The organism is Pseudomonas sp. GM60 (assembly GCF_000282415.1).
GTDB lineage: Bacteria > Pseudomonadota > Gammaproteobacteria > Pseudomonadales > Pseudomonadaceae > Aquipseudomonas > Aquipseudomonas migulae.
Genome location: NZ_AKJI01000026.1, coordinates 172,179 through 183,337 on the forward strand (window position 1 = coordinate 172,179; position 11,159 = coordinate 183,337).

11 protein-coding genes are annotated in these 11,159 nt (G+C 59.1%); 10 read left to right on the forward strand and 1 reads right to left on the reverse strand.

Features of this window, described 5'->3' with window-relative positions; genetic code table 11:
* The first annotated feature begins 180 nt into the window (after positions 1-180).
* The 6 genes from ffh to PMI32_RS24190 all read left to right on the forward strand — a co-directional run bounded on the left by ffh (position 181) and on the right by PMI32_RS24190 (position 4,256).
* The gene (gene ffh / locus PMI32_RS24215) at positions 181-1,557 is read left to right on the forward strand and encodes a signal recognition particle protein (RefSeq protein WP_008025596.1); all 1,377 of its coding nucleotides are present in this window, start codon (positions 181-183) and stop codon (positions 1,555-1,557) included.
* Positions 1,558-1,806: 249 nt separating this feature from the next.
* Positions 1,807-2,058: a 30S ribosomal protein S16 gene (gene rpsP, locus PMI32_RS24210; RefSeq protein WP_007944872.1), complete on the forward strand. Its 252-nt coding sequence runs from the start codon at positions 1,807-1,809 to the stop codon at positions 2,056-2,058.
* Positions 2,059-2,063: 5 nt separating this feature from the next.
* Positions 2,064-2,600, forward strand: coding sequence for a ribosome maturation factor RimM (gene rimM / locus PMI32_RS24205; protein WP_008025598.1), 537 nt, complete (start codon positions 2,064-2,066; stop codon positions 2,598-2,600).
* 2 nt (positions 2,601-2,602) lie between these two features.
* Positions 2,603-3,355: a tRNA (guanosine(37)-N1)-methyltransferase TrmD gene (gene trmD / locus PMI32_RS24200; protein WP_007897583.1), complete on the forward strand. Its 753-nt coding sequence runs from the start codon at positions 2,603-2,605 to the stop codon at positions 3,353-3,355.
* A gap of 45 nt (positions 3,356-3,400) precedes the next feature.
* On the forward strand, positions 3,401-3,751 hold the full coding sequence (rplS, locus tag PMI32_RS24195; RefSeq protein ID WP_003175895.1) for a 50S ribosomal protein L19: 351 nt from the start codon (positions 3,401-3,403) through the stop codon (positions 3,749-3,751).
* A gap of 91 nt (positions 3,752-3,842) precedes the next feature.
* Complete coding sequence (locus PMI32_RS24190) at positions 3,843-4,256, forward strand: acyl-CoA thioesterase (RefSeq protein WP_008025600.1); 414 nt, start codon at positions 3,843-3,845, stop codon at positions 4,254-4,256.
* An 87-nt stretch (positions 4,257-4,343) separates the two neighbouring features.
* Here the strand turns inward: PMI32_RS24190 and PMI32_RS24185 are convergent, their stop codons facing one another.
* Entirely contained in the window at positions 4,344-6,152 is a 1,809-nt protein-coding gene (locus tag PMI32_RS24185; RefSeq protein ID WP_008025602.1) for a cation:proton antiporter, read from the reverse strand.
* Between the two features lie 107 nt (positions 6,153-6,259).
* Between PMI32_RS24185 and xerD the strand changes: the two genes are divergently transcribed.
* The 4 genes from xerD to thrC all read left to right on the forward strand — a co-directional run bounded on the left by xerD (position 6,260) and on the right by thrC (position 11,076).
* A complete protein-coding gene (gene xerD / locus PMI32_RS24180) occupies positions 6,260-7,156 on the forward strand; it encodes a site-specific tyrosine recombinase XerD (protein ID WP_008025604.1) in 897 nt (298 codons plus the stop codon).
* Positions 7,157-7,429: 273 nt separating this feature from the next.
* Entirely contained in the window at positions 7,430-8,161 is a 732-nt protein-coding gene (gene dsbC / locus PMI32_RS24175; RefSeq protein WP_008025606.1) for a bifunctional protein-disulfide isomerase/oxidoreductase DsbC, read from the forward strand.
* Between the two features lie 134 nt (positions 8,162-8,295).
* Complete coding sequence (locus PMI32_RS24170; protein WP_032828598.1) at positions 8,296-9,600, forward strand: homoserine dehydrogenase; 1,305 nt, start codon at positions 8,296-8,298, stop codon at positions 9,598-9,600.
* Between the two features lie 66 nt (positions 9,601-9,666).
* Positions 9,667-11,076 (forward strand): threonine synthase, encoded by a 1,410-nt coding sequence (thrC, locus tag PMI32_RS24165; protein WP_008025609.1) that lies wholly within the window; start codon positions 9,667-9,669, stop codon positions 11,074-11,076.
* The last annotated feature ends 83 nt before the right edge of the window (positions 11,077-11,159 follow it).

The following is an 11,159-nucleotide window of genomic DNA, read 5'->3' on the forward strand; positions in this document are numbered from 1 at the left end:
AGCCCGAAAGGCGCTGAGTTTGGCATAGAACCCACACACCACGAAAGTGCGAGGTGTCCGCCAGTCGCAGTCTTCGCTATAATCCGCGACCTGCCCACGCCGCAGGCTCGCCGAGCACATGTTGATTCCGGTCTGGGCCGCCATTATCCCGGTCTACACAGGGCCTGAAAGGATCGCGCAATGTTTGAAAACTTAACCGACCGTCTCTCGCAGACGCTGCGCCATGTCACCGGCAAGGCCAAGCTGACCGAGGACAACATCAAAGACACCCTGCGCGAAGTGCGCATGGCGTTGCTCGAAGCCGACGTCGCCTTGCCGGTGGTGAAGGATTTCGTCAATTCGGTCAAGGAACGCGCCGTCGGCACCGAGGTGTCGCGTAGCCTGACGCCGGGCCAGGCCTTCGTGAAGATCGTCCAGGCCGAACTCGAAAGCCTGATGGGCGCGGCCAACGAAGACCTGAACCTGAGCGCCGTTCCGCCTGCCGTCGTATTGATGGCCGGTTTGCAGGGCGCCGGTAAAACCACCACAGCCGGTAAACTTGCGCGCTTCCTTAAAGAGCGCAAGAAGAAGTCGGTAATGGTCGTGTCCGCGGACGTTTACCGTCCTGCGGCGATCAAGCAGCTGGAAACCCTGGCCAACGACATCGGCGTGATGTTCTTCCCGTCCGACCTGAGCCAGAAGCCGGTCGACATCGCGCAAGCGGCTATAAAAGAAGCAAAGCTTAAGTTTATTGATGTGGTCATCGTCGATACCGCCGGTCGTCTGCACATCGACGAAGAGATGATGGGCGAGATCAAGGCGTTGCACGCCGCGATCAACCCGGTCGAAACGCTGTTCGTGGTCGACGCCATGACCGGCCAGGATGCCGCCAACACGGCCAAGGCCTTCGGCGATGCGCTGCCGCTGACCGGTGTGATCCTGACCAAGGTTGACGGTGACGCCCGTGGCGGTGCCGCACTGTCCGTTCGTGCCATCACCGGCAAGCCGATCAAGTTCATCGGTATGGGCGAGAAGACCGAAGCCCTTGAGCCGTTCCATCCGGAGCGTATCGCTTCGCGGATCCTCGGCATGGGCGACGTGCTCAGCCTGATCGAACAGGCCGAAGCGACGCTCGACAAGGACAAGGCCGACAAGCTGGCCAAGAAGCTGAAGAAGGGCAAGGGCTTCGACCTCGAAGACTTCCGCGATCAGCTGCAACAGATGAAGAACATGGGCGGCCTCGGTGGCCTCATGGACAAACTGCCGAACATCGGCGGTGTGAACCTGGCGCAAATGGGCAATGCCCAGGGCGCGGCAGAGAAACAATTCAAGCAGATGGAAGCCATCATCAATTCCATGACCCCGGCCGAGCGCCGCGACCCTGAGCTGATCAGCGGTTCGCGCAAGCGCCGGATCGCCATGGGTTCCGGCACCCAGGTGCAGGACATCGGTCGCTTGATCAAGCAGCACAAGCAGATGCAGAAGATGATGAAGAAATTCTCCGCGAAAGGCGGAATGGCCAAAATGATGCGCGGCATGGGCGGTATGTTGCCCGGCGGCGGCATGCCGAAAATGTAAAGAATTCGCGCAGGGGCTTGCTCTTGCGCAGCCCACACGGAAGTGGGATCTCCAGCAAACCCGCACTTGGCGGGAGCTGACTGGCCGTTTTCAACGACGGCTCTATAGCAAATCTGGATGGCGTCCGATAGGCCGCCGGAAAAAGACATTTGCAAAAGTCCGGATATTCCTTAGAATATGCGGCCTTTCGGGCACCTATGCCCGCTGTGCCTTTAGATTTGCAGCACCGACTACAGGAACGATGTTCACATGCTAACAATCCGTCTTGCCCTTGGCGGCTCCAAAAAGCGCCCGTTTTACCACTTGACCGTAACCGACAGCCGCAACCCGCGCGACGGTTCGCACAAGGAACAGGTTGGTTTCTTCAACCCTGTTGCTCGTGGTCAAGAAGTCCGTCTGTCCGTGAACCAAGAGCGCGTAGCCTACTGGCTGAGCGTTGGTGCACAACCTTCTGAGCGTGTTGCTCAGTTGTTGAAGGACGCTGCTAAGGCTGCGGCCTGAGCAATATGAACGCGACGCCAGCCATTGCTGATGATTTGATCGTTATCGGCAAGATTTATTCTGTTCATGGCGTTCGCGGCGAAGTGAAGGTGTATTCCTTTACTGATCCGACTGAAAACCTGTTGCAGTACAAAACCTGGACGCTCAAGCGCGAAGGCAATGTGAAACAGGTCGAGCTGGTCAGCGGACGCGGGAGCGACAAGTTCCTGGTCGCAAAGCTCAAGGGTCTTGATGATCGTGAAGAAGCGCGTCTTCTGGCCGGTTATGAGATCTGCGTGCCGCGCAACCTGTTCCCTGAATTGACCGACGGCGAGTACTACTGGTACCAGCTGGAAGGTCTGAAGGTTATTGATCACCTTGGGCAATTGCTCGGGAAAATCGATCATCTTCTGGAAACCGGCGCCAATGATGTAATGGTGGTCAAGCCTTGCGCTGGCAGCCTGGATGATCGCGAACGCCTGTTGCCCTATACGGAGCAATGCGTGTTGGCTGTCGACCTTGCCGCAGGCGAGATGAAGGTGGATTGGGACGCGGACTTCTAAGCGTGGCTAACTTGCGCGTAGAAGTGATCAGTTTGTTTCCCGAGATGTTCTCCGCCATCAGCGAGTACGGCATCACCAGTCGGGCGGTGAAACAGGGGCTCTTGCAGCTCACCTGTTGGAATCCGCGAGACTACACGACGGATCGACATCACACTGTGGACGATCGCCCATTTGGCGGTGGCCCGGGCATGGTGATGAAGATCAAGCCCCTTGAAGATGCTCTGGTTCAGGCCAAGGCAGCAGCCGGGGAGGCGGCGAAGGTGATTTACCTGTCCCCCCAAGGCCGTCAACTGACTCAGTCGGCGGTACGCGAGTTGGCGAATCTGGATGCATTGATCCTGATTGCCGGCCGCTATGAAGGCATTGACGAGCGTTTTATTGATGCTCATGTCGATGAAGAGTGGTCGATTGGCGACTATGTACTGTCTGGCGGCGAGCTGCCGGCGATGGTCCTGATCGATGCGGTTACACGACTGCTGCCTGGAGCTTTAGGGCATGCGGACTCCGCCGAGGAAGATTCCTTTACGGATGGTTTGCTGGATTGCCCGCACTACACCCGACCGGAGGTGTATGCGGATCAGCGTGTTCCCGACGTATTGCTAAGTGGCAATCACGCGCACATCCGGCGTTGGCGTTTACAGCAGTCCCTTGGTAGGACCTTTGAACGACGCGCCGATCTTCTGGAAAGCCGCTCGCTTTCTGGAGAAGAGAAGAAGCTGCTCGAGGAATACATCCGCGAGCGGGACGATAGTTAACAACGTATCGATGGTAAGTCCGTTGATTTACCTTAGGAGCACAGCATGACTAACAAAATCATCCTTGCACTCGAAGCAGAGCAGATGACCAAAGAGATCCCTACCTTTGCCCCGGGCGACACCATTGTCGTTCAGGTGAAAGTGAAGGAAGGCGACCGTTCGCGTCTGCAAGCGTTCGAAGGTGTTGTTATCGCCAAGCGTAACCGCGGCGTAAACAGTGCTTTCACCGTTCGTAAAATCTCCAACGGTGTTGGCGTAGAGCGTACTTTCCAGACCTACAGCCCGCAAATCGACAGCATGGCCGTTAAACGTCGCGGTGACGTACGTAAAGCCAAGCTGTACTACCTGCGTGACCTGTCCGGTAAAGCAGCTCGCATCAAGGAAAAACTGGCTTAAGTCCAGCTTCCGATGCAGAAAAAAGCAGCCTACGGGCTGCTTTTTTGTTGCCCGCCATTTATTCCGGAATTTCGTTTCAGGCTGTAGACCCATGACCGCTCGTGAGCAAGAAATCGAACGCCGCACCGAACTCTCGGTGAGCCGCGTGACCAAGGCGGTTTTCCCGTCGACTACCAACCACCACAACACCCTGTTCGGCGGCACTGCGCTGGCCTGGATGGATGAAGTGTCATTCATCACCGCCACCCGCTTTTGCCGGCTACCGTTGGTGACCGTTTCCACGGACCGCATCGACTTCAATCACGCAATCCCTGCCGGCTCCATCGTTGAACTGGTCGGGCGGGTGATCAAGGTCGGCAACACCAGCCTCAAGGTTGAGGTTGAAGTGTTTGTTGAAAGCATGAGCTGTGATGGTCGCGAGAAGGCGATTCATGGGCAGTTCAGTTTTGTGGCGATTGATGAAGACAAGCGGCCGGTGCCGGTGTTGCCTGGGTTTGCCGCCTGACCGAGGTGCGGCCTTCGCGGGCAAGCCTCGCTCCTACGGGTATCAAATAGTCCTTGTAGGAGCGAGGCTTGCCCGCGAATCGATCTATCAGGCGCCGCTGGCCTGCGGCTGAATCAACGCCAGCAACGTCCACCCCGCCGAAGGCTTCAGCGCACTGTCCGGCGTCGCCACATGCACCCAGCCGCTGTCATCGCGAGCGAACAGTAATGTCGCGCGTTCCCCGTGCAGCGCCCGGTAATCCTCCCAGCCGAACCCCTCCGTCAGAGTTGTGCTGTACAGCTCGGCCCCCTGGTGCAGCAGATTAGCCAGTTTGTTGTAGGTCAGTTCCTCATTGCCCAGCAAACGCCCGCGATGTTCATGGCTGGCGCGGTGCTTGTCAGTGCGATGGCTTTCCTGACCACTGGCCAGGCCAAACAGTCGCTGTTGGCCGAAATCGTGCCGAAAACGCATCGACGCCAACGCATTCAATTCGCCGGACGGCGACAATGTCAGCAAATGCCCAAGCCCGACCAGATCCAGATGAGCATCGGCATGCTGCGACGCCGGGTTACCAAAGTACGTCGGCAAACCGTCCATGCGCGCCGCGCGAATATTCTCCCAGCTCGAATCCGTCAGCAGCACTCGACAGCCCAGCTGTTGCAGGGCTTTGCCCAAGGTGCGTGCCGGGGCGTTGGCGCCGACGATCAGAAAACCGCTGGGCGCCGGTTCGGCGACTTTCAGCAGGCGCGCCAATGGCCGGGCCGTGGCACTTTGCAACACCACCGTGCCGATGATCACCGCAAACGTCAGTGGCACCAGCAGCAACGCGCCTTCGAGTCCGGCCTCATTCAGGCGAACGGCGAAAATCGCTGAAACCGCCGCCGCCACGATTCCGCGAGGTGCGATCCATGACAGCAGCGCCCGCTCGCGCCAGCTCAAACTCGAGCCTGCCGTGGAAAGCATGACGTTCAATGGCCGTGCAATGAACTGAATGATCAGCAACAGAATCAGCACCAGCGGCCCTAGGCCGATCAAGGCGTTCAAATCGAGTCGCGCCGCCAGCAAAATGAACAGCCCGGAGATCAGCAGCACGCTGAGGTTTTCCTTGAAGTGCAGGATGTCCCGCACATCCACGTCCTTCATGTTGGCCAGCCAGATCCCCATCAAGGTCACGGCCAACAAACCGGATTCGTGCATGACTTGATTGGCAGTAATGAAAATCCCCAGCACCGCCGCCAACGCCGCCAGGTTGTGCAGGTATTCCGGCAACCATTGGCGCCGAATGATCGTGCCGAGCACCCAGCCGCCGGCAATCCCGAATGCGGTGCCGCACAAAATCACTCCGCCGAAGGTCAGCAGGCTTTGGCTCAAGCCGTCACCCGACGTACGGGCGATGATGAAGCTGTAGACCACCACGGCGAGGAGGGCGCCGATCGGGTCGATGACGATGCCTTCCCAGCGCAGGATGTTGGCAATCGAGGCTTTGGGGCGTACCACGCGCAGCATCGGTACGATGACCGTGGGCCCGGTGACCAGGGTCAGGCTGCCGAACAGTATCGCGAGCGACCAGTCGAAACCCAACAGCCAATGCGTGGCGACAGCAATGACCACCCAGGTCGAGATCGCGCCAATCGTCACCAGCCGGCGTACGACGCTGCCGATTTCGCGCCACTCCGAGAGGTGCAGCGTCAGGCTGCCTTCAAACAGAATCAGCGCCACCGCCAGCGACACCAGTGGCATTAGCAAAGGGCCGAACATTTCCTGTGGGTCAAGCCAGCCCAGGATCGGGCCGACCAGAATCCCGCTCAGCAACAGAAACAGGATCGCCGGCAATTTCAGTCGCCACGCCAGCCACTGACACCCCAGTGCCGCCGCACCAATACCGCCAAAAGCCAACAGAATCTGTTGCTCGTTCATTGAGTCTTCCTGTTCCTTGAAGTAGCGGGCTATGAAAGACTAGCGGTGGTTTTTACTGTTCACCTTTTTTTCGCGCGCAGTCTCAAGACTGCATGTTTCGAGTGCCCATGCCTGCCATCGATCATCCACTGATAGACCAATTCCTCGACGCGTTATGGCTGGAGAAAGGCCTTTCCGACAACACTCGCGATGCCTATCGCAGTGACCTGGCCTTGTTCAATGGCTGGCTGCAGGAGAAGGGGCTGGAGTTGATCAACGCCGGTCGCGAGTTGATCCTCGATCACCTGGCCTGGCGCCTGGAGCAGAATTACAAACCCCGTTCCACTGCGCGATTTCTCTCGGGGGTGCGTGGCTTTTATCGCTATCTGTTGCGGGAAAAGTTGATCGCGGTCGATCCGACGTTACGCGTCGATATGCCTCAACTCGGTAGGCCGTTGCCAAAATCCTTGTCGGAAGCCGATGTGGAAGCACTGCTGAAGGCGCCGGATCTGAGTGAAGCGATTGGCCAGCGTGACCGCGCCATGCTCGAAGTGCTGTACGCCTGCGGTTTGCGGGTGACGGAACTGATCAGCCTGACGCTGGAGCAGGTCAACCTGCGCCAGGGCGTGCTGCGGGTGATGGGCAAGGGCAGCAAGGAGCGGCTGGTGCCGATGGGCGAGGAGGCGATTGTCTGGGTCGAGCGTTACATGCGCGACGCCCGTGGCGAGCTGCTCGGCGGGCGTCCCAGCGATGTGCTGTTCCCCAGTCAGCGCGGCGAGCAGATGACGCGCCAGACCTTCTGGCACCGGATCAAGCATCAGGCCAAGGTCGCCGGGATCGGCAAATCGCTGTCGCCGCACACTTTGCGCCATGCCTTCGCCACGCACCTGCTCAACCATGGCGCGGATTTGCGAGTGGTGCAGATGCTGCTCGGCCATAGCGACCTGTCGACCACTCAGATCTACACCCACGTCGCCCGGGCACGCTTGCAGGACCTGCACGCCAAACACCACCCGCGCGGATGATCACAATCCCTGCCGCGCGATCCCTGTAGGAGCGAAGCTTGCTCGCGAAGAACATCAACGATAACGCATGCTGTCTGGATGAACGTGTTGTCCCGACCTCCTTCGCGAGCAAGCTTCGCTCCTACAGGGAGTGCGGTGTTGTCTTGTCACCCCACATTCGGCCACACAGCCCTTATGTGGTAGGCTTTGTCGGTTTGTACGATGGGCGGTTATGACCCGGTGTTTCGGCACGGGCGTTCTGGTCGTCCCATTTGTCCGCCTTCAGGAGTTCTCATGCGTCTGACCCAGATTTTCGCCGCCGCAGCCATTGCGTTGGTCAGCACCCTTGCCGTCGCCGATGACGCGGCCGAAAAAGCCATTCGTAAAAGCCTGGAAACCCTCCAGCTCGAAGTGCCGGTAGAAAGCATTTCCGCCAGTCCGCTGCCGGGCCTGTATGAAGTCAAACTGCAGGGCAGCCGCGTGCTGTATGCCAGTGCCGACGGCCAATACGTGGTTCAGGGCTACATGTTTCAGCTCAAGGACGGCAAGCCGGTCAACCTGACCGAAAAAGCCGAACGCCTGGGCATTTCCAAGCTGGTCAACGCCATTCCTGTTGCGGAAACCGTGGTTTATCCGGCCATTGGCGAAACCAAATCGCACATCACCGTGTTTACCGACACCACCTGCCCGTACTGCCACAAACTGCATGCCGAAGTGCCTGAGCTGAACAAGCGCGGCATCGAAGTGCGCTACGTCGCGTTCCCGCGCCAGGGCCTGGGCTCGCCGGGTGACGAACAGCTGCAAGCGGTCTGGTGCTCGAAAGACAAGAAAGCGGCCATGGACAAAATGGTCGACGGCAAGGAAATCAAGGCCGCCAAGTGCGATAACCCGGTTTCCAAACAGTTCGCCCTCGGTCAGTCGATTGGCGTGAACGGCACACCGGCCATCGTTTTGGCCGACGGTCAGGTCATTCCGGGCTACCAGCCTGCGCCACAAGTCGCCAAACTGGCGCTGGGCGCGAAGTAAATTCGCATCGTCACGGCCAGCCTTTGACGATCATGGTCCGGCGGCAACATTTGCCGGGCCATTAACAGAGAGCCGCGAGCATGCGGCTGTTTTCACGGCCGGCCTTGAGTCGGCCGTTTTATGGGGAGTTCACAGTGAAACCGGTCAAAGTAGGCATCTGTGGGTTAGGGACCGTCGGTGGCGGTACCTTCAACGTACTTCAGCGCAACGCCGAGGAAATTGCTCGTCGTGCCGGGCGTGGAATCGAAGTGGCACAAATTGCCATTCGCACGCCAAAGCCTCAGTTCCAAACGACCGGTATTGCGATTACCAACGATGTCTTCGAAGTGGCCACGAACCCTGAGATCGACATCGTTATAGAGCTGATGGGCGGCTACACCGTTGCCCGCGAGCTGGTACTCAAGGCCATCGAGAATGGCAAGCATGTGGTCACCGCGAACAAGGCGCTTATCGCCGTTCACGGTAATGAAATTTTCGCCAAGGCTCGCGAGAAGGGCGTGATCGTTGCGTTCGAAGCGGCCGTGGCCGGTGGCATTCCGGTGATCAAGGCGATCCGTGAAGGCCTGTCCGCCAACCGTATCAACTGGGTCGCCGGCATCATCAACGGCACCGGCAACTTCATCCTCACCGAGATGCGCGAGAAGGGTCGCACCTTCGAAGACGTACTCGCCGAGGCGCAGGCCCTGGGTTACGCCGAAGCCGATCCGACCTTCGACGTTGAAGGCATCGACGCGGCCCACAAGCTGACGATCCTGGCCTCCATCGCGTTCGGCATTCCGCTGCAATTCGACAAGGCCTACACCGAAGGCATCACCAAGCTGACCACGGCTGACGTGAACTACGCCGAAGCGCTGGGCTATCGCATCAAGCACCTGGGCGTCGCTCGCAGCACGGCGGCTGGCATCGAGTTGCGCGTGCACCCGACGCTGATCCCGGCCGATCGCCTGATCGCCAACGTCAACGGCGTGATGAACGCGGTGATGGTCAACGGTGACGCTGCCGGTTCTACCCTGTTCTACGGCGCCGGCGCCGGCATGGAACCGACTGCTTCGTCGGTGATCGCCGACCTGGTGGACGTGGTTCGCGCCATGACCTCGGATCCGGAAAACCGCGTGCCGCACCTGGCCTTCCAGCCGGATTCGCTGTCGGCTCATCCGATCCTGCCGATCGAAGCCTGCGAAAGCGCCTACTACCTGCGCATTCAGGCCAAGGACCATCCGGGCGTGCTGGCTCAGGTTGCGAGCATCCTGTCGGAGCGCGGCATCAACATCGAATCGATCATGCAGAAAGAAGTCGAAGAGCATGACGGCCTGGTGCCGATGATCCTGCTGACCCACCGTGTGCTGGAACAGCACATGAACGACGCGATTGCCGCCCTCGAAGCCCTGACAGGCGTGGTCGGTCCGGTCGTACGGATCCGCGTCGAGCACCTGAACTAAGCCGTTATCGTTCACCGGGCCTGCGTGCGGGCCCGGGTTTGCGAACACTGTCCATTGGAGTCAGTCATGCGTTATATCAGCACCCGCGGCCAGGCACCGGCCCTGAATTTCGAAGACGTCCTGCTGGCCGGTCTGGCCACTGACGGCGGTCTGTACGTCCCGGAAAACCTGCCACGTTTCACCCAGGAAGAAATCGCTTCCTGGGCCGGCCTGCCGTATCACGAGCTGGCCTTCCGGGTGATGCGCCCGTTCGTCACCGGCAGCATTCCTGATGCCGATTTCAAAAAGATTCTTGAAGAAACCTATGGCGTGTTCTCGCACAACGCCGTGGCACCGTTGCGTCAACTGAACGGCAATGAGTGGGTGCTGGAGCTGTTCCACGGCCCGACCCTGGCGTTCAAGGACTTCGCCCTGCAACTGCTCGGTCGCCTGCTTGATTACGTGCTGGAAAAACGCGGTGAGCGCGTGGTGATCGTCGGCGCCACTTCCGGTGATACCGGTTCGGCCGCCATCGAAGGCTGCAAGCACTGCGAAAACGTCGACATCTTCATCCTGCACCCGCACAACCGTGTATCGGAAGTGCAGCGTCGGCAGATGACCACCATCTTCGGCGAGAACATCCACAACATCGCCATCGAAGGCAACTTCGATGACTGCCAGGAAATGGTCAAGGCGAGCTTCGCCGACCAAAGCTTCCTCAAGGGCACGCGTCTGGTGGCGGTGAACTCGATCAACTGGGCGCGGATCATGGCCCAGATCGTCTACTACTTCCACGCAGCCCTGCAGCTGGGCGGCCCGGCGCGTTCGGTGTCGTTCTCGGTGCCGACCGGCAACTTCGGCGACATCTTCGCCGGTTACCTGGCGCGCAACATGGGCCTGCCGATCAATCAGTTGATCGTCGCCACCAACCGCAACGACATCCTGCACCGCTTCATGAGCGGCAATCAGTACGTCAAGGAAACCCTGCACGCCACGCTGTCGCCGTCGATGGACATCATGGTGTCGTCGAACTTCGAGCGTCTGCTGTTCGACCTGCACGGTCGCAACGGCGCGGCGATTGCCGGGTTGATGGATTCGTTCAAGCAGGGCGGCGGTTTCAGCGTTGAACAGGAGCGTTGGACCGAAGCGCGCAAGCTGTTCGATTCGCTGGCTGTGGATGATGCGCAAACTTGCGAAACGATTGCTGAGGTTTACGAGCAGACGGGTGAGTTGCTGGATCCGCACACGGCTATCGGTGTGAAGGCTGCGCGTGAATGCCGTCGTAGTCTGGATATTCCGATGGTGATCCTTGGCACTGCGCACCCGGTCAAATTCCCGGATGCGGTTGAGAAAGCAGGTGTGGGTAAAGCGCTGGAGTTGCCTGTTCACCTTGCCGATCTGTTTGAGCGGGATGAGCGTTGCACGGTGTTGCCGAATGATCTTAAGGCTGTTCAGGCGTTTGTCAGTCAGCATGGGAATCGTGGGAAGCCGTTGTAATCGGTTGGGGGGCATATCCGTTGCTGCGGTAACGGCCACTATTGGTTTCGCTCTTACAGCGAGTCACTTTCGAAAAGCGCGAA